Origin of the sequence: Stenotrophomonas sp. 2YAF26 (assembly GCF_052114625.1) — a bacterium.
GTDB lineage: Bacteria > Pseudomonadota > Gammaproteobacteria > Xanthomonadales > Xanthomonadaceae > Stenotrophomonas > Stenotrophomonas indicatrix.
The window spans coordinates 114,903-133,435 of record NZ_JBFRFC010000005.1; the positions used below are offsets into that span (position 1 = coordinate 114,903).

The window sequence follows — 18,533 nt, forward strand, 5'->3', positions numbered from 1 at the left end:
GGCAACCGTAACTAATTGTTTGCCGCCGCCTCTGCGATGGCCAGGAAGTCGGCGGCCACCAGGGAGGCACCACCAACCAGCCCACCATCGACATCCGGCTGCGCGAACAGTTCCCCGGCATTGTCGGGCTTCACGCTACCGCCGTAAACAATGGGCAGTGAATCAGCAATTCTAGCATCGATGCGCGCGACTTCGCCACGAATGAACGCGTGCACCTGCTGCGCCTGCTCCTTGGTTGCGGTGCGGCCGGTTCCGATCGCCCAGACCGGCTCGTAGGCGACCACGGCATTGGCGAAGCCTGCGGCCCCGACAAGCTCGAGCACCGGGGCCAGCTGGCTGGCGATGACCGACTCGGTCTGCCCGGCCTCGCGCTGCTCAAGGGTTTCACCGACGCAGAGTACCGGCACCAGGCCGGCATGCAGGGCGGCGGCGAACTTGCGCGCGACCAGTTCGCTGCTCTCGTTGTGGTACTGGCGGCGCTCGGAGTGGCCGACCAGACCATAGCGGGCACCCACCTCGTGCAGCATGGCCGCACAGACCTCACCGGTGTAGGCGCCCTTCTCGTTGCTGCTGACGTCCTGTGCGCCAAAGGCCAAGCCGGTCTCGCCGAAGTCTTCGACCAGCTCACCCAGATAGGGCATCGGCGGCAGGATGACCACCTCCACCCCGCTCTTGGGCAGCCCGGCAGCGACCTGCCCCAGCAGTTCGGTGGCGAATTGACGGCTGCCGTGCAGCTTCCAGTTTCCAGCGACGATCTTGCGGCGCATGAGCGGGTGGCTCCTGTGTGAACTCAGCCGCCCATGATACCTGCTGCGGCAAAAAACCGTTTCCGTGTAAGCGGTTACATGGATTTTCAGCCAACGGCGCAGCCCCTCGTGGCGGGGGTTGGGGGTTGGTCGCGGAGAGCCCCGGCTGGATTTGTGGGGTTGGCCGGGCGGGCGGGACCGGCGAGGGACGCCGTGAACCCATCCCTGGGGGCTTGTCCGCGGCATCCATGCCGCGGACACCCTCGCCAGCCCCACCCGCCCGGCCCATGACACATTGCGGCGGTCCGCCCGCCACGGAAAGAAAAAAGAAGATCAAAAGCAAAAGCGAAAGCGGAGCTTTGGCCCCCTCCCCTGCTTCGAGATCTGACAGATCTCATCCACGCATGACCTGGATAGATCGTGTCGACCAAGGTCGACACCTACCAACAGCCGCAGGGAGCTGTCGAAGGCGGGGAGGTGTCGGATGGCGGGGTGTCCGCGGCATGGATGCCGCGGCCAAGCCCCCATGGATGGGTTTACGGCGTCCCCGCCTGCCGCGGCCAAGCCCCCATGGATGGGTTTACGGCGTCCCCGCCATCCGACACCTCCCCGCCTCCTCACGGAACATTCCAGAACCGCTTTGGCTTTGGCTCCGGCCTCTGCGGGTGCAGGGTGCAACCCTGCAAAGAAAAAGGCCGCCTTTCGGCGGCCTTCTCATTACTTCAGCTTGATCTCGCGCAAGCGCTCTTCGAGGAAGCCGTGCGCGGTGATCGGCTCCGGGTACCGGCTCGGGCTTTCCTCGGTGATGCACGAGGGCAGCACGTCGATCAGGAAGTCCGGGTTCGGGTGCAGGAAGAACGGCACCGAATAGCGCGGCTGGCGGGCCAGCTCACCCGGGGGATTGACCACCCGGTGGATGGTCGACGGATACACGTGGTTGGTCAGGCGCTGCAGCATGTCGCCGATGTTGACCACGATGGTGTCCGCGTCCGAGGTGAACGGCACCCAGTCCCCGTCATGCGACTGCACTTCCAGGCCCGCCGCGCTGGCACCGACCAGCAGCGTGATGAAGTTGATGTCGCCATGCGCACCGGCACGCACGTTCGGAATGTCGTCGGTGGTGATCGGCGGGTAATGGATCGGGCGCAGGATCGAATTGCCGAAATTGGTCTTGTCGGCGAAGAAGTGCTCCGGCAGGCCGATGTGCAGGGCCAGGGCCGAAAGCACGCGCGAACCGAGGTTGTCCAACGCCTGGTACAGGCCGTAACCGCGCTCGCGGAAACCCTCGACCTCGGACGGCCACAGGTTCGGCGCCATCACTTCCCGGTACTTGGAGTCGTCGGCGATCTCGCGGCCGATGTGCCAGAACTCCTTCAGGTCGAAGTGCTTGGAGCCCTTGGCGGTCTCCACACCGAACGGGGTATAGCCACGGGCGCCGCCGCTGCCTGCCACGTGGTACTTGCGCTTGGTCTCATCAGGCAGTGCGAAGAAGGCCTTGAAGACGTCGTAGGCCGCGTCGATGTCGGCCTGCGGGATGCCGTGGTTGCGGATACCCGCGAATCCCCATTGGCGGTACGCCGCCCCCAGCTCGGCCACGAAGGCGTCGCGGTCACTGTCGAAACGGGTGATGTCGAGGGTGGGGATCTGGCTCACAGCGGTTCCTGGCTTGTCGTTGAGTCGGTACGGGCCCGCCATGTCATGGCGACCGATCTGAACATTGTGACAGATAGATCGGGGCATGCCACCGACACACTGAAACAAACCGATACAATGCGCCACCCGCGCGCGGTTTAACGACTTCGTCACGCCGGGAAACGCCCTTGCTGCCCACTTGAACCCGCCTCTCCCATGGACGCCGCTCTGCCCGACGCCACCGCCGCCGTTCTTCCCGGGCCCGCCCGACGCTGGCGCAGGCTGGCTTGGTGGTCGCTGTTCATCGCGGCCAACGCGGTGCTTGCCGCGTTCATCGCGCTGGGCAACGTGCCGCTGCGCGACAACCCTGGCGGCACACTCGGCCTGGCCTACCTGGCGTTCGCCCTGCCAGGCCACCTGCTCGCGTTCGGTGCACTGGCCGGCCTGCTACCACTGGCCATCGGCCTGTGGCCGCGCAGCGCGCGCGCGTTGAGCGTCTCGGCGGTGATCTGCCAGGGTCTGTGGCTGTGCCTGCTGCTGGTGGATGCCAAGGTCTTCGCGCTGTATCGCTTCCACCTCAACGCGATGGTCGCCAACATGGTGTTCGGCGGCGCCCTGCAGGATCAGGTGAGCCTGTCCTGGAAGACCTGGCTGCAGGTGACGGCTCTGGTGTCGGCAATCTTCGCCGCGCAGGGCCTGCTGGCCTGGGCGTGCTGGAAGCTGCTGCCCGCAGCGCCGCGTCGGCGGCGGGTACTGCAGGCCTGGGCGGTGGTTGCCCTGCTGATGGGCGGCGGCCAGGTCGCCACTGCCTACTACGACGCGCTCGGCGAACGCGCAGTGATCAGCCAATGGAACTACCTGCCATGGGCGCAGCCGATCACCGCCAAGAGCGCGATGCGTCGCTTCGGCGTGGTCAGCCAGCACCAGGTCGGCCTGCCCGATCCGCGCCATGCCCAGCTGAATTATCCGTTGCAACCCCTGCGCTGCCAGAGCCACCAGCGGCCGAACGTGCTGATGGTGGTACTGGAGTCGTTGCGCCATGACGTGCTCACCCCGCAGTTCATGCCCAACGCCTCGGCGCTGGCCCGGTCCTCGCGGGTGTACGAGCATCATTTCAGCACCGGCAACGCCACCCGTTATGGTCTGTTCGGGCTGCTGTACGGCCTGCCGGGTGGCTATTGGCCGAGCATGCTCGACGAGCAGCGCGGCTCGCAGCTGTTCAAGGTACTGGGACAGCAGGGCTATGACTTGCACCTGTATGGCAGCGCGCCGCTGTACAGCCCGGAGTTCGATCGCACCGCGTTCGCCGATGTCCGCGACCAGCTGCACCAGGGGCCGTCCGAACTGACCTCCGATGGCCGCGATGCCGCCATCGTCGCTGGACTGCAGAAGGACATCCGCGCCAGCCAGGCTGCACAGCGCCCGTGGTTCGGTTTCGTGTTCCTCGATTCCACCCACGCGCCCTACCACATGCCGGCCGGCTATCCGCCGCTCGCCACGCCGATGGCCGATGCCATCGATTTCCTCAAGTTCGGCCCCGGGCACGATCCAACGCCGGAGTTGAACCGCTACCACACCGCGGTGCATTACGCCGACAGCCTGATTGGATCGCTGCTGGATGACCTGCGCGCACAGGGTCTGGAGCAGAACACGATCGTGCTGGTGACCGGCGACCACGCCGAGGAATTCAACGACCTCAAGCTCAACTACTGGGGCCACAACGGCAATTTCTCCAACTACCAGTTGCAGGTGCCCTTCGTGCTGCATTGGCCTGGCCAGGAGGGCGGCCGCGACGCACGCGTCAGCTCGCATGAAGACTGGGTACCCACACTGATGCGCCAGGGACTCGGTTGCGAGAACGCATTGACCGACTACAGCACCGGCCATGACCTGCTGGCGGCACCGACCGGCAAGCGTGCGCTGGTGGTGGAAAGCTGGTCGCAGCGCGCGGTACGCAATGGCGAGGCGATCTACGTGTTCGACAAATTCGGCAACGCCACCGCGCTCGATGCGCGCTACCGCCCGTTGCCGCAACAGACCCCCGACGCCGCCAGCATCCGCGCGGCATGGGAAGCGCTGACCCGCTTCCGCAACCGCTGAATCCAAGGACCGATCCACGCATGAACCGTCCGCTGCGCATCCTGCATACCGAAGCCGCCAAAGGCATGGGCGGGCAGGAGATCTACATTTTCCGCCACATGCAGGTGATGCGCGCGCGCGGCCATCATGTCGCCCTGCTGTGCCAACCGGACGCGCGCCTGGCCATGCGCGCCCGCGACGATGGCTTCACCGTGCATACGCTGCGGATGGGTGGCATGGCCCGGTTGCTGCGCGGCATCTGGTCGGTGTCACGGCTGGTCCACCGCGAGCGCTACGACGTGGTCAACACCACCAGCCGTCGCGACGCATTGATTGCCGCCGCGGGCGCACGCCTGGGCGGCACACCGCTGGTGGTGCGCTCGCGCCACCTGATGAGCCCGGTGAATTCGCTGCTGACCTACACCGGCCTGCCCCACCGGGTCATCACGGTGAGCAACTTCGTCAAGCAACTGCTGGCGGACCGCGGAATTCCCGCCGAGCACATCGGCATCGTGCCGCCGATGGCGGTTGCGCCAACCGACACCACGCATGAGCCCTCCTGGCAGCAGTTGCAGGAGACGCGCGCACGCGTGCGCGCCGAGCTCGGATTCGAGGAACAGGACATCGTCGTAGGCTGCGTGGCAGTGCTGCGCGAACCCAAGGGCCACGCCGAACTGCTGCAGGCCATGGTGCCGCTGTGCAAGGCCAACCCCCGCCTGCATCTGGTGGTGGTCGGCGATGGCCAGGCCGTGATGCAGCGCCTGCAGGCCACCTGCGCCGAACACGATCTGCAGCGCCAGGTTCATCTGCTGGGCTTCCGCAGCGATGCCAGCCAGCTGATGCCCGGCTTCGACATCTTCGCCCTGGCCACACACAAGGAAGCATCGGGCACGGTGTTCCTGGAAGCGGCGCAGGCGGGCCTGCCGATCGTGTCGCATCGGGTCGGCGGTGTGCCCGAAATGCTGGTGGAAGGCAGCAATGCCATCCTCACCCGGCTTGGCGACAATTCCGCGCTCACCGGCGCGCTGCGGCTGCTGGTGGACGATCCCGAACGCCGCCGACAGATGGGTCGTTCCGGCTGGGAGTGGATCTGCAGCGCCAAGCGTTTCAGCCCCGAAGGCCACGCTGAAGCCACCGAACACTACTACCACCAATGGATGAAGGAGCTGGGTCATGGCTAATGCCAGAACCGTACCGGTGCTGATGCATCATCACGTCAGCAACTCGCCCGGCATGATCACGGTGTCGCCGGAGAATTTCGAGAGCCAGATCGCCTGGCTGGCGCGCACCGGCTGGACGTCCTTGACGCTGGACCAGTACGCCGGCTTCCTGGCCGGCAAGCCGGTGCCGCGCAAGTCGATCGTGATCACCTTTGATGATGGCTACCTGGACAACTGGGTTTACGCCCATCCGATCCTGCAGAAGTACGGCATGCACGCGGTGGTGTTCGTGGTGACCGGCTGGATGCACGAGGGGCCGATACGCCCGCATGCCGGCATCGCCGGTGCCACGCTGCCGGAAACGCCCGAGCATCGCGCCTGCGAAGACCTGATCTACAAGCAGGGCCGCAGCGATGAGGTGATGATGCGCTGGAGCGAAGCACGTGCGGCCATCGAGGCGGGCACCTTCGAGATCCATTGCCATACCCACACCCACACGCGCTGGCTGCGCCGCCAGGACCTGGATCGCGCCCAGCGCCGTGCCGGTATCAGTGGCGATCTGTCCAAGGCCAAGGAAGTGCTGCTGGAGAAGCTGGGCGAGGTGTCGGACACGCTGTGCTGGCCGTACGGTGATTTCGACCAGGACTACATCGAAGTGGCACGTGAGCAGGGGTTCCGCTACCTGCATACCACCCATCCGTTCGGACGCAACGTGGTTGGCGGCGATCCCGAGCGCATCTACCGCTTCGCCATCCGCAACCGGCCGGCAAGCTGGCTGCGCAAGCGCATCGCGTGGAGCTACAACCCGCTGATCGCACCGCTGTTCAATGGCTTCAAGGCGCGACAGAAGAAGATGGTGCCGGGGCCGTGATGGTTTTCCCGGGCCAGGGCTGACGCAGCTTCGGCAAGGAAGCCCCAACAGAGTGGAAGGAATACAGGAAATGAACGTTCTGGTTACCGGCGGTGCGGGATTCATCGGCTCCCACACCTGTGTGGAACTGCAGCAGCAGGGCCATGCGGTGGTCATCGTCGATTCGCTGTGCAACAGCGACGCCGGGGTGATCGGCCGGATCGGCGACATCACCGGCATCGCGCCGCTGTTCGTACAGGCCGACGTGCGCGACCGTGCGCGGATCACCGCGGTGCTGCGCGAGCATTCGATCGATGCGGTACTGCATTTTGCCGCGCTGAAATCGGTTGGCGAATCGCGGCAGATGCCGTTGGACTACTTCGACAACAACATCAGCGGCACACTCGCCCTGCTCGGCGCCATGCGCGATGCCGGCGTGGGCACGTTCGTGTTCAGCTCGTCGGCAACCGTCTACGGCGACCAGGACCATTGCCCGGTGGCCGAAACGGCCTCGACCTGCGCGATGACGCCCTATGGCCGTTCGAAGCTGGTGGTGGAGCAGCTGCTGTCCGACCTGGTCGGCGCCGATACGTCGCTGCATGTGGCAACGCTGCGCTACTTCAACCCGGTGGGGGCGCATTCAAGCGCGCTGATCGGCGAGCTGCCGCACGGAACGCCCAGCAACCTGATGCCCTACATCGCCCAGGTGGCCGCCGGCCTGCTGCCGGAAGTGCAGGTATTCGGCGATGACTATCCGACCTGCGACGGTACCGGCGTACGCGACTACATCCATGTGCAGGACGTGGCGCGGGCCCATGTGCTGGCGCTGCAGTACCTGCGCGACAAGCGCCGCAGCATCACCCTGAACCTGGGCACCGGACAGGGCCACAGCGTGCTGGAACTGATCAAGGCCTTCGAGCAGACCGTCGGCCGGCCGATTCCATTCCGGATCACCGGTCGCCGTACCGGCGATATCGCGGTGAGTTTTGCCGACCCGTCCCTCGCCCTGCGCGAGCTGGGCTGGACCGCCCGCCACGGCCTGGCGGACATGTGCCGCGACACCTGGAAATGGCAGACGGAGATGACGCGCAGCGCCTGATGCCTTGCTTGCGGCAGACAGCAACATGGCCGCACAAGCGGCCATGTTGTTGGTTCGATCCAGCGCCCGGGCTCAGGCCGCGGCCGCCGTCCTGACCGCCGCCGAAAGCCGGTCCAGGGTGTCCTGCATCAGCGTCGCGTCATCGGCCTCGACCGTGACCCGCACCACCGGTTCGGTGCCGGAAGGACGCAGGAAGGCACGCCCGCGGCCGGAAACCGCCTGCTGCGCTTCGGTCAGTGCAGCCTGAACGCTCTCGGCCTGCACGGTGGCCTTGGCCGAGACATCGCCAAGGCGCACGTTGACCGTCTTCTGCGGCACCTTGGACAACGGCTGCAGCGCTTCGCGCAGGCTCTTTCCCTGCTGCTTCAGCGCCACCAGTACCTGCAGGGCACTGACGATACCGTCGCCGGTGGTGGCCCGGTCCAGGCACAGCAGATGGCCAGACGCTTCGCCGCCGAGTACGCCGCCTCCCTCCACCAGTGCCTGATGCACGTAGCGGTCGCCGACGTTGCTGCGCTGGAAAGGAATCTGCAGGTCGGCCAGGGCCTTTTCCAGGCCGAAATTGCTCATCAGGGTGCCGACCACCGGGCCACGCAGGCGACCGTCGGCCTGCCATGCGCGCGCCAGGATGTACACCAGGTCATCGCCGTCGACCGGATTGCCGCGGTCATCGGCCATCAACACCCGGTCACCATCACCATCGAAGGCGATGCCCAGGTCGGCGCGGGTCTCACGCACCTTTGCAGCGAGGTTGTCGATGTGGGTCGAACCGACGCCGTCGTTGATGTTGACGCCATTGGGTTCGGCACCGATACCGATGACCTCCGCGCCCAGTTCGCGGAACAGCAGCGGCGCGATCTGGTAGGTGGCGCCATGCGCGCAGTCGAGCACCAGGCGCACACCGCGCAGATCGAACGCGCGCGGCACGCTGGACTTGCAGAACTCGATGTAGCGGCCGACGGCCTCACGTGCACGCGAGGCCTTGCCGAGCTTCTCCGAAACGGCCGTGGTGAACGGCACGTCCAATGCGGCTTCCAGCGCCAGCTCGGTGGCATCGTCGAGCTTCTCGCCCTGGGCGGAGAAGAACTTGATGCCGTTGTCGTAGTGCGGGTTGTGCGAAGCACTGATGACGATGCCCGCATCCACGCCCAGGGTACGGGTCAGGAAGGCAACGGCCGGGGTCGGCATCGGGCCGAGCAGCTGCACGTCAGCGCCCGCAGCGACCAGCCCGGCTTCCAGTGCGGCTTCGAACATGTAGCCGGAGATCCGCGTGTCCTTGCCGATCACCACGATCGGACGGCGCCCCTCCTGGCCACGCTGGGCGACCAGCACGCGGCCCAGGGCGTTGCCCAGGCGCAGCACGAAATCAGCCGAGATCGGCCCTTGACCGACCCGACCGCGGATGCCGTCGGTACCGAAGTACTTGCGCCCCCCCATCAAACCTCCTCCGGTGCCGGCTCGCGCCGCAGCATCGCCAGCAGGTCGGCCAGGCGGTCGCGCAGTTCACGGCGGTCACAGATCTGGTCGATGGCGCCGTGCTCGAGCAGGAACTCCGAACGCTGGAACCCTTCCGGCAGCTTCTCGCGCACGGTCTGCTCGATCACGCGCGGGCCGGCGAAGCCGATCAGTGCATGCGGTTCGGCGATGTTGATGTCACCCAGCATCGCGAACGACGCCGACACACCGCCGGTGGTCGGGTGGGTCAGCACCGAAATATACGGCTGTCCGGCTTCACGCAGTTTGCCCAGGGCTGCCGAGGTCTTGGCCATCTGCATCAGCGAGAACAGGCCCTCCTGCATGCGCGCCCCGCCACTGGCGGAGAAGCACACGTAGGGTGCGCCGATCTCGGCGGCGGTCTCGGCGGCAAGGGCGAAGCGCTCGCCGACCACCGAGCCCATCGAGCCACCCATGAAGGCGAAGTCGAAGGACGAGGCCACCAGGGGACGGCCCTTGAGCAGGCCGCGCATGGCGATCAGCGCGTCGTACTCACCGGTGTTCTTCTGCGCGATCTTGATGCGCTCGCTGTACTTCTTCTGGTCCTTGAACTTCAGCAGGTCGGTCGGCCCTAGGCGGGCAGCGATCTCGGTGGTGCTGTCGGCGTCGAACAGCGCAGCCAGACGGGCGCGCGCGCGGATGGCCATATGGTGGCCGCACTTCGGGCAGACCTCCAGATTCTCTTCCAGCTCCGGACGGTACAACGCACTGCCGCAGTTGCTGCACTTTTCCCACAGGCCCTCGGGGACGCTGCGCTTCTTGCTGGGGGTGTTGTCGGTGCGGATGCCAGACGGCATCAACTTGCTGAGCCAACTCATGCGGGAGGACACTTCCGTTCAGGGCGGCCCGGGGGCCGCAAAGGCGGACAGTCTAGCTCCGCTTTCCCCGCCCGTGCACCCCCTGCCCGGCCTTGGGCCCGCTGGAAAAAACCATGCTGGGACGTACGTTTAGCGTCGGCGGTAGTGCCGGCCGCTGGCCGGCAACCGCTTGCACCCGAATGGGTCGGGCGGATGCCGGCCAGCGGCCGGCACTACCGTTACGCGTCCAGCGCCTGCCGCAGCGGAGCCAGGAACGCTGCAGCGCGCTGCGCCGCATCCTCGGCGGAGGTCGCTTCGGCCAGCACCGCCACCAGTGCGCTGCCGACCACCACGCCGTCGGCCTGCCGGGCCATGGCCGCCGCACTGGCTGCGTCCTTGATGCCGAAGCCGGCCACCACCGGCACGCTGGCCCTGGCCCGCAGCGCCTGCAGGCGTGCACTGGCCGCGTCGCTGTCCAGTCGTTCCGAGGCGCCGGTGACCCCGGCAAAGCTGACGTAGTAGAGATAGCCACGGGCCAGCGCCAGCAGCTTGTCGGCGCGCGCCTCGCTGGTGGTCGGCGATGCCAGCAGAACCAGCGCAAGGCCTGCAGCGTCGAAGGCCTGCTGGGCTTCGCCGGCCTCTTCCGGCGGCAGGTCGACCAGCAGCACGCCGTCCACGCCAGCAGCCACCGCCGCTTCGGCGAACGCCACGTAACCGTGGATCTCCACCGGGTTGAGATAGCCCATCAGCACTACTGGCGTCTGCGTGTCCTGTTGCCGGAACTGCGCCACCGCCTGCAGCACGTAACGGTTGCCGGCACCGCGCGCCAGCGCGCGCTCGGAGCTGCGCTGGATGGTCGGGCCGTCGGCCATCGGATCGGAGAACGGCACGCCCAGTTCGATCACATCGGCACCGGCCTGGACCAGCGCGTGCATGACCGGCACCGTGGCTTCCAGCGAAGGATCACCGGCGGTGATGAAGGGGATCAGGGCCTTGCGCTGCTGCTGGCGCAGGCGCTGGAAACAGTCATCGAGTCGGGAAACAGGCATCTCAGGCACATCCTTCAATCAGTTCAATCGCTTCGCTGGTCCCCCAGTACATCAGGATGACCTTCCCTTCAAACACTTCCAGGCGGATGCCGAGGGCCGAGCCCGGGTCCTGCCAGGTCAGGTACTCGCCCTGATCGCCGTCGTAGGCATGCGGGCTGGAGACCGGCGCGCCGGGGAACTGCGCCACCGCCTGCGCCCGCGTCATGCCGATGCGCAGGCCGAACGGACCCGGCTGGTCGACCGGCGCCTTGGCGTCCTCGCCCGGGCCGAGATCGAAACGGACCACGCGGTCTTCGTCGGTCATCATCGACACGCCGGGCGGCAGTCCCTTGCCGTCGTAGTACTCGCAGCTGCCGCCGATGGCCTCGACCGCGCCCATTGCCGTCCACGGTCCGAAGGCCTTCAGATCGCTCATGTGCTGGCCGATCAGCACCTCTCCGGCATGATCCAGCGCCACCGACGCCACGGCGGGCGCGTCGTCGCTGGAAACCGCGGCCGAGGCCGGTGGATCATCGATGGGCGTCCGCGCGATCGGGTCGACGTCATCGTTGGCCGCCATCGGCTGCGCCGGTTGCGCAGCGGCCTTGGCCGCCGGCGCAAGCACCGGCGGTTCCGGCGGTTGGCACGCGGCCAGGCCCAGCACCAGCAGCACGCCCGTACTGCGCATCAGCGCGCTCACAGCACCAGCCCTTCGCGCGCCGCGATGGTATGCACGTCCTTGTCGCCACGTCCTGACAGGTTGCACAGCACGATCTGGTCGCGCGGACGCCCGCGCGCAAGCTTCATCGCCTGTGCCAGCGCGTGGCTGGACTCCAGCGCCGGCAGGATGCCTTCGGTATGCGCCAGCAGGTGGAAAGCCTGCAACGCCTCTTCGTCGGTGATGCCGACGTAGCGCGCGCGGCCGCTGTCGGCCAGGAACGCATGCTCGGGGCCGACGCCCGGGTAATCCAGGCCGGCCGACACCGAATGGGTCTCGATGATCTGGCCATCGTCGTCGCACAGCACATAGGTGCGGTTGCCGTGCAGCACGCCCGGGCGGCCGGCGGCGATGGAAGCTGCGTGGCGGCCGGTGTGGATGCCATCACCGGCCGCTTCAGCGCCGACGATCTCGACCTGGCGGTCGTTGAGGAAGGCATGGAACAGGCCGATCGCATTGCTGCCGCCGCCGACGCAGGCGGTGATCGCATTGGGCAGGCGACCGTACTCGGCCAGCATCTGCTCGCGTGCCTCGCGGCCGACGATGGCGTTGAAGTCGCGCACCATGCGCGGGTACGGATCCGGGCCGGCCACCGTGCCGATGATGTAGAAGGTGTCCTGCACGTTGGTGACCCAGTCGCGCATCGCTTCGTTGAGGGCATCCTTCAGGGTGGCCGAACCGGAGGTCACCGGCACCACCGTCGCACCGAGCAGTTTCATGCGGTAGACGTTGATCTTCTGCCGCTCGATGTCGGTGGCCCCCATGTACACCACGCACTCCAGGCCCAGCCGCGCCGCGACGGTGGCACTGGCGACGCCATGCTGGCCTGCGCCGGTCTCGGCGATGATGCGCTTCTTGCCCATCCGCGCCGCCAGCAACGCCTGGCCAATGGTGTTGTTGATCTTGTGCGCGCCGGTGTGGTTCAGGTCCTCGCGCTTGAGCAGGATCTGCGCGCCACCGACGTGGTCACTCAATCGTTCAGCGTGGTAGATCGGGCTCGGCCGGCCCACGTAATGGGCCAGGTCGCGGTCATAGGCCAGCTGGAACGCCGGATCCTGGCGGGCCTGGTCATAGGCCTGGGCCAGTTCCTGCAGCGGGCCGACCAGGGTTTCGGCGACGAAGCTGCCACCGTAACGGCCGAAGTGGCCCTGGGCATCAGGGAAGGCATGGAAATCGGCGATGGGAGAGTCAGGCATGGGACGACCGGTCGTTCAGACAGGTGGATACTCTAGCGCACGGATTGTGTCCGGAAAATGGATATTATCTGGCCACTCCCGTCAGGAAATCTCACATGAGCACGTCACTGCTGCCGCCCCTGAATGCCCTGCGGGCCTTCGAGGCCAYCGCACGCCTCGGCGGCGTCGGCCGCGCTGCACAGGCGCTGCATGTGACCCATGGCGCGATCAGCCGGCAACTGAAGCTGCTGGAAGACCATCTGGGCATTGCCCTGTTCCAGCGCGCCGGCCGAGGACTGCGCCTGACGGCCGCCGGCACCCGCCTGCAACAGGCCTGCAGCGAGGCGTTCGGCGGCATTGAAGACTGCGTGCGCGAACTGCGGCGGCCAAGCGCGGAGCCAGCCCTGGTACTGGGCTGCAGCGGCAGCGTGCTGGCGCGCTGGATGATTCCGCGGCTGCCGGCACTACAGGCTGCTCTCCCCGGCGTGCGCCTGCAGTGGTCCGCCCTGGATGGCAGTTTCACCGAGGCACAGGCCACGCTGGATGCGGTGCTGCTGCTGGCGCAGGGGCCGTGGCCGCGCGGCTGGCAGGTGCGCGAGTTGGCACCGGAACGGGTGGGTGTGGTGGTGGCCCCCTCGCATCCGGCGGCACAGCGGCTGCGCCAGGTACCGCCGTCGGCCTTGCTGCGGGAAACGCTGCTGCACACCAGTTCGCGCCCGCAGGCGTGGCCTGCATGGGCGCAGTCGCACGGGCTGGACCCGGCCCAGCTGCAGCTCGGCACCGGCTTCGAACACCTGTACTACCTGCTGGAAGCAGCGGTCGCGGGGCTGGGCCCTGCGATCGCGCCGGAGCCACTGGTGGCCGAGGATCTGGCAGCGGGGCGGCTGGTCGCGCCGTGGGGGTTCGCCGCGACCGGGGGTTTCTGGGTGCTGGCGCGACCGGACGGCCCTGTCGATGCGCGCGTGGACGCGCTGGCGGACTGGGTGACTGCCCAGCTGCGATGAGGCGCCCCGCGGCGGGTGCGCAATGGCCGGCAACGCGGGCGGAATGATCCACCCGGTGCCAGCACTGCGCAGGCCTCAGCGGCCGCCCATCGCGACCCGCTGCTGCTCTTCCTGCACCTGCTGGTGCTGCGAAGGATCGGACAGCAGCTTCGCGCTGGTGTGCTCCAGCGATGGTGGCGCCTGGGCAAGGTCAACGGCGGCGCGGAATCCCGGCGTGGTTCCCATCACGAACGCCTTGCCATCCTGCACCGTGATGCTCTGCAGCTTGTCGGCGGCGTCGATGCCGTTCTGTTTTGCATGCAGGGTGATGTTGGCCGCGGCTTCTTCGGAGAACACGCTTGGCAGCTTGCTGCGCACTGCGTTGTGCAGGGCATTGTCCGGATGCGAAGCATCGTTCAGCGATGGTCCCTTCGGCGCGGCAGCCGCCGGCTCCTGGCCCTGCAAACGGCCTGTGGCCAGCGCAGCGTGGGTGTTGCGGCCGGCGATGCCATCGGGCACCAGACCCTGCTGCTTCTGGAAGGCGAGCACCGCCTCGCGGGTGTGGTCACCGAAGCGACCGTCCTCGGCCAGCCGGTTGCCGTGCGCGTCGCGCACGCCAAGCTGATTGAGGGTTTGCTGCAGGGATTGCACATCACTGCCGCGCTGGCCGTGCCGGATCACCTCGGCCGATGCTGCGTGCGATGGCGCCGGTTGCGCTGCCGATGCCCCCGCCGGTGCGGCGGGGCGAGAAAGCGCCGGCTCGCCATTGCCGTGCAGCGGCGCACGGACCTGGAACTCCGGCTTGGGCGTCAGTGCACCGACGATGCGCGTACCACCACCGTCCCAGTAACCACCCGGGCGAATGGTGACTTCAGCCGGCCCGGTACTGCCCTGGGAACCGATGAACTGGATGTTTCCCTGCGCGTCGTAGCCTTTGAAAATGCCGACATGCTGACCCTGCGAAGAGGAGAACATCAGGATGTCACCCTGCTTCAGCGAGCCATTGGGCTTGCGCGCATCCGCCGCCGAGGTCACATCGAAATGCTCGCGCGCGTACGCGGTCGTATTCGCGCCGTTGAACAGGGTCGAGGTGGTGAAGCCCGCGGCGTTCTCGCCGCGCACGTCGTAGCCCGCATTCTTCAGACCGCGCCAGACGAATGCAGAGCAATCCACGCCGAGCCGCCCGTCCCCGTCCAGGTCGCGCTCCAGCCGGCTGCTGTCACGACCCGGCCGCGGATGGTCCGGCCGGCCATACTCGTACTGGCGGCCGGAGCCCATGAAATGCTGGTGGGCCTCGTTGTAGACGGCGGCACTGCCGGCCGCAGCCACCACCTGAGCCGCAGCGGGTGCGGTCGCAGCAGGCGTCGTTGATTGGGTCTGGGTCTGGGTCTGGGTCTGCGCCGGCACGGCAGCCGATGTGCGCGTCGGCTGCTGGACGGTAGCGACATCGCCAGGTTGCCAGCCCTCGAAACGGCGGATGCCGTCGGCCAGCACTTCGCGCTCGCGCACGCTCATTTCGCCCACCGTCTTCGAGCGCAGATCAACGCCGTTGCGATCACCCTCGGCGTAGATGGTGGCGGCCTGCTCCTTGTGGTGGGTTGTGCCGCTGTAGTCCTGCTTGGAGTAACTCGGCAGCATTTCCTCGACGGTCTTGTCACCAAACCGGCGCTCCAGCAGCTGGATCTTCGCCACTCGCCCGGCTTCATAGCTTTCGAAGACCGCGTTGCCCCATTGGTCCAGACCGACTACGCCCTGGTAACGACCCTGCGCCGCCTCGAGCGCCTGCTCACGGGTACGGGGGTTGGTTACCGTCTTGTCGGCGCTGCCGGCGAACTCGAACTTGAGATTGCCGGGGTTGTTGTTGCGCCACGAGACGCTGCCGCCTGACCGTTCGATGACACTGCCATCGTCCATTTCCAGCGTGCGCGTCGTACCGACGCTGCTGACTACCCGGGTGACGTTTGGATCCGACATGCGCTGTTCCTTTGCCAGTGGTTGATTGGACCGCTCCCCTGGCGGCGATTACATTCCGTTGGAAAACACGTCCAGCACATCCGCACTGACCCAGCCCTGTGCGCAGTTCCCGGCGTAGTGTCCCGGGGCTGCCGCATGGCAGGCCTCGCCTCCCGTGGCGACCCGATTGTTGATCGGCCTGTCACCATAGGTGTCACACAACGCATTGTCCTTGCACTTGCCGACCGTGTTGGCCGGAATGGCGACAACGTAATAGAACAGCGGATTCTGTCCGGTGCGGCCGATGCCTTGCACGCACACCAGCTGCCCCTTCGACAGCTTCGCGGTGGCGGTGGCCTTGCTGCCGCTGCTCGGTACCGCATCCAGCGTCTCCACGCCCTTGGCCTCGGCCACGCCGGCGAAGAATCCCTGGTCGCCGCAGTCCGGCGACAGTTCAACATCGTAGAAGTCACCGCTGTCGACATCGCCTGCCGTGCAGCCGGTACCGGCACTAGCATTGCTGCACGTCACCCCGCTGGCGCGGATCAGCGCGGCCAGCCCATTGTCGGCCGATACGGGGGCAGTCCCAGGCGTCGCCGTGGCCGTCGCAGCAGCGGCAGGCGCCGTCGTGGCCGGCGACGAGGCCGCGGAATTCGAGGATTCTCCCGCCGCGCAGGCGGCCAAGGCCAGCAGCAAGACAGGAACGACAGAAACACGGGCCAAGCGGAATCGCGGGGAGGAGAGACGCGGCATATCCATTGCAACCTCATTGAAAGCATGACGCGCCGCAGGGGCGCGAGATGGTGGAACGCACACAGGCTGGCACCCAGCCGTGGCAGGCTGGGGCACATTGTGTCCGATCAAATGTTGCGAGGACGTCATCCCCACCCTCGTCGGTGCGTATTCATGCAGAAATGGGATATTCGTCGCATTCCTGCACGCCGCTTGGACAGCAGGTACCCAGCTACGGCGCCGTCGGTGCCGCCAGCCGCTGCTGCAGGTCCTCGCGCAGGCGCGACAACTCGACTTCGGCCTGCTGACGCTGCTGCATGCCCTCGCGATGGATGCTGCGCACTTCCTCGACGGTAGCGATCAGCTGATCGTGCACGTGGCGCAACGTAGCCACATCGATCACGCCGCGCTGGTTGCTGCGTGCGGTGTCCACCGACGCCTGGCGCATCAGATCGGCATTGCGTCGCATCAACTCATTGGTCGCATCATCGATGGCATTGGCCAGTTCGGCGGCGTTCTTCTGCTCGCCCAGCGACAACTGGATCGCGAACTGACGCTTCCACGAGGGGATGGTGATGTCGCGGACGGTGTTGAACTTCTCGATCAGCTGCAGCGCATTGGCCTGGATCAGGCGGATCATCGGCAACGACTGATCAGCCGCATGCTGCATCAGCTGCAGGTCGGAGACGCGCTTCTCGATCAGGCGGATCGCATTGTCGATCTCGCTCTGGCGGATGCGCTGCTGCGGGTCTTCGCTGCCCTGCGCCAGCAACTGCTCGGACTGCAGTTGGGCCAGGCGCTGCTTGCCGGCGGCGGCATACAGGCCCAGGGCGTGACGTTCCTCGCGGACGACGTCATGCATGCGGTCGAAATCGGTCACCCGCTTGCCCATCAGCGCCTGCTGCGCGCCCACGTCGCCGAGCAGCTGTTCGATCTGCGAATTGGTATCGCTGAACTTCTGCACCAGTTCGCCCTTGGAAGAACGCAGGCGATCGATGAGGCCACCGATCAACGGCACCTTCGAGCGCTGGGAGAAACCATCCAGCTTGAGCTCGCGCGCGATGCGCACCACTTCGCCGAGTTTCTCGCCATTGGCGTCGAGGTCACGGTTGCGCACCTGATCCAGCAGCTGGCTGGAGAAGGCCGTTGTCCGAGCGGCGGCTTCACGACCGAATATCTGCAGGTTGCCCGGACGCAGGTCTTCCAGCTCGCGGCCGATTTCGGCGATGCGCGGCAGGTCGTCGCGGACCAGGCCGAGGGCCTTCAACGTGCTGTCATCAAGTTCAGGGGCGGGCGTGGTGGCGGGCACGAGCGTGCCGGAGTTCTGGCTGTCCTGGGTCATCGGGCAGTGTCCTTGCGGTGGATAAGCGGCAGCGGCGGCCGGCTCAGGGCAGTCTAGCCTGAGCAGCGGCTACTTCGTCGTCGATCTGGGCCTGCAGCGTGGCTGCCTGCTCGGCCTGTGCAGCCTGCGCCTGTGCCTGGCGCGCCAATGCGGCCTGGCGCCAGGCCGGCAGCAGGACATCATGGATGCGGATGAAGCGCTGCAGCAGGGCCTCATCCTGCTGCTGCAGCAGCTGCCACTGCCCGCTTTCGATACGTCGCAGCGTGGCCAGCCGCTGCAGGTGGTCCACGCGCGGCGCCAGAGCGGCCTGCGCGGCTCCTTCCAGCATTGCCAGCTGCGCGGCGCCGAACGTGGCCCAGGCCTCCAACGCGGCGGCAGCCGCATCGTTGTCGATGATGGCCCGGGCACGCTGCTGCACACGCTGCGCGAGACCCTGGGCCTGCTCGCGCGCCTGAAGCGCCAGCACGCCCAGCTGCGCCTGCAGCCCCTGCGCCTGTGCCTGGCGTTCAACGTCACGGCCGAGCAGGCGCCCCCACCAGCTCTCCTGCCGGCCCAGGCGCGCCGGATCGCTGGCCTGCAACGCCAATGCGATCCGCGCCAGCGCAGCCACCAGTCCCTCGCCTTCCGCGCCGGCCTGCAACGGTGCAGGCTCGGCCAATACCTGCAGCAAGTGGCTGCCGTACGCTGCCAGCGTGGCCACATCGGCGCGCGCCGGAAGCGTGGGTTCGGGCAGGGTGCGCACGCA

The 18,533-nt window shown here is 67.0% G+C and carries 16 protein-coding genes; 5 read left to right on the forward strand and 11 right to left on the reverse strand.

What is annotated here, in order from left to right; all coding sequences use genetic code 11:
- Window positions 1–11: 11 nt before the first annotated feature.
- Window positions 12–767 carry a triose-phosphate isomerase gene (tpiA, locus tag AB4Y98_RS07440; RefSeq protein WP_336030507.1) on the reverse strand — a complete coding sequence of 252 codons (756 nt, stop codon included), beginning with the start codon at window positions 765–767 and terminating at the stop codon, window positions 12–14.
- 696 nt (window positions 768–1,463) lie between these two features.
- Window positions 1,464–2,441 carry an isopenicillin N synthase family dioxygenase gene (locus tag AB4Y98_RS07445; RefSeq protein ID WP_442244075.1) on the reverse strand — a complete coding sequence of 326 codons (978 nt, stop codon included), beginning with the start codon at window positions 2,439–2,441 and terminating at the stop codon, window positions 1,464–1,466.
- A 153-nt stretch (window positions 2,442–2,594) separates the two neighbouring features.
- On the opposite strand from AB4Y98_RS07445, the gene AB4Y98_RS07450 reads away from it, so the two are divergent.
- From AB4Y98_RS07450 to galE, 4 genes are all read left to right on the forward strand, one after another.
- Window positions 2,595–4,478: a DUF3413 domain-containing protein gene (locus AB4Y98_RS07450; RefSeq protein WP_442244076.1), complete on the forward strand. Its 1,884-nt coding sequence runs from the start codon at window positions 2,595–2,597 to the stop codon at window positions 4,476–4,478.
- 20 nt (window positions 4,479–4,498) lie between these two features.
- Entirely contained in the window at window positions 4,499–5,638 is a 1,140-nt protein-coding gene (locus AB4Y98_RS07455; RefSeq protein ID WP_442244077.1) for a glycosyltransferase family 4 protein, read from the forward strand.
- Window positions 5,631–6,488, forward strand: coding sequence for a polysaccharide deacetylase family protein (locus AB4Y98_RS07460; protein WP_312787077.1), 858 nt, complete (start codon window positions 5,631–5,633; stop codon window positions 6,486–6,488). The genes AB4Y98_RS07455 and AB4Y98_RS07460 overlap by 8 nt, the downstream gene beginning before the upstream one ends.
- A 70-nt stretch (window positions 6,489–6,558) precedes the next feature.
- The gene (galE, locus tag AB4Y98_RS07465; protein ID WP_312787078.1) at window positions 6,559–7,566 is read left to right on the forward strand and encodes a UDP-glucose 4-epimerase GalE; all 1,008 of its coding nucleotides are present in this window, start codon (window positions 6,559–6,561) and stop codon (window positions 7,564–7,566) included.
- Between the two features lie 72 nt (window positions 7,567–7,638).
- Here galE and glmM read toward each other — a convergent pair whose 3' ends face one another.
- From glmM to trpB, 5 genes are all read right to left on the reverse strand, one after another.
- Window positions 7,639–9,003 carry a phosphoglucosamine mutase gene (gene glmM, locus AB4Y98_RS07470; RefSeq protein WP_312107818.1) on the reverse strand — a complete coding sequence of 455 codons (1,365 nt, stop codon included), beginning with the start codon at window positions 9,001–9,003 and terminating at the stop codon, window positions 7,639–7,641.
- On the reverse strand, window positions 9,003–9,878 hold the full coding sequence (gene accD / locus AB4Y98_RS07475) for an acetyl-CoA carboxylase, carboxyltransferase subunit beta (protein WP_132824577.1): 876 nt from the start codon (window positions 9,876–9,878) through the stop codon (window positions 9,003–9,005). Before accD ends, glmM begins: the two co-directional genes overlap by 1 nt.
- 218 nt (window positions 9,879–10,096) lie before the next feature.
- Window positions 10,097–10,906 carry a tryptophan synthase subunit alpha gene (gene trpA, locus AB4Y98_RS07480; RefSeq protein WP_363732437.1) on the reverse strand — a complete coding sequence of 270 codons (810 nt, stop codon included), beginning with the start codon at window positions 10,904–10,906 and terminating at the stop codon, window positions 10,097–10,099.
- Window position 10,907: 1 nt separating this feature from the next.
- A complete protein-coding gene (locus AB4Y98_RS07485) occupies window positions 10,908–11,585 on the reverse strand; it encodes a hypothetical protein (RefSeq protein ID WP_223495942.1) in 678 nt (225 codons plus the stop codon).
- Window positions 11,582–12,799, reverse strand: a complete 1,218-nt coding sequence (trpB, locus tag AB4Y98_RS07490; RefSeq protein ID WP_394196657.1) for a tryptophan synthase subunit beta — start codon at window positions 12,797–12,799, stop codon at window positions 11,582–11,584. Before trpB ends, AB4Y98_RS07485 begins: the two co-directional genes overlap by 4 nt.
- Before the next feature lie 95 nt (window positions 12,800–12,894).
- Here trpB and AB4Y98_RS07495 point away from each other — a divergent pair, with 95 nt between their 5' ends.
- Window positions 12,895–13,782: a LysR family transcriptional regulator gene (locus tag AB4Y98_RS07495; RefSeq protein WP_442244078.1), complete on the forward strand. Its 888-nt coding sequence runs from the start codon at window positions 12,895–12,897 to the stop codon at window positions 13,780–13,782.
- A 75-nt stretch (window positions 13,783–13,857) separates the two neighbouring features.
- Here the strand turns inward: AB4Y98_RS07495 and AB4Y98_RS07500 are convergent, their stop codons facing one another.
- From AB4Y98_RS07500 to AB4Y98_RS07515, 4 genes are all read right to left on the reverse strand, one after another.
- On the reverse strand, window positions 13,858–15,735 hold the full coding sequence (locus tag AB4Y98_RS07500; RefSeq protein WP_442244079.1) for a C40 family peptidase: 1,878 nt from the start codon (window positions 15,733–15,735) through the stop codon (window positions 13,858–13,860).
- 48 nt (window positions 15,736–15,783) lie between these two features.
- Entirely contained in the window at window positions 15,784–16,473 is a 690-nt protein-coding gene (locus AB4Y98_RS07505; RefSeq protein ID WP_230109743.1) for a hypothetical protein, read from the reverse strand.
- A 205-nt stretch (window positions 16,474–16,678) separates the two neighbouring features.
- Window positions 16,679–17,788, reverse strand: coding sequence for a toxic anion resistance protein (locus AB4Y98_RS07510; RefSeq protein WP_312111580.1), 1,110 nt, complete (start codon window positions 17,786–17,788; stop codon window positions 16,679–16,681).
- 43 nt (window positions 17,789–17,831) lie between these two features.
- The gene (locus AB4Y98_RS07515; protein ID WP_363732423.1) at window positions 17,832–18,530 is read right to left on the reverse strand and encodes a hypothetical protein; all 699 of its coding nucleotides are present in this window, start codon (window positions 18,528–18,530) and stop codon (window positions 17,832–17,834) included.
- Window positions 18,531–18,533 lie beyond the last annotated feature (3 nt).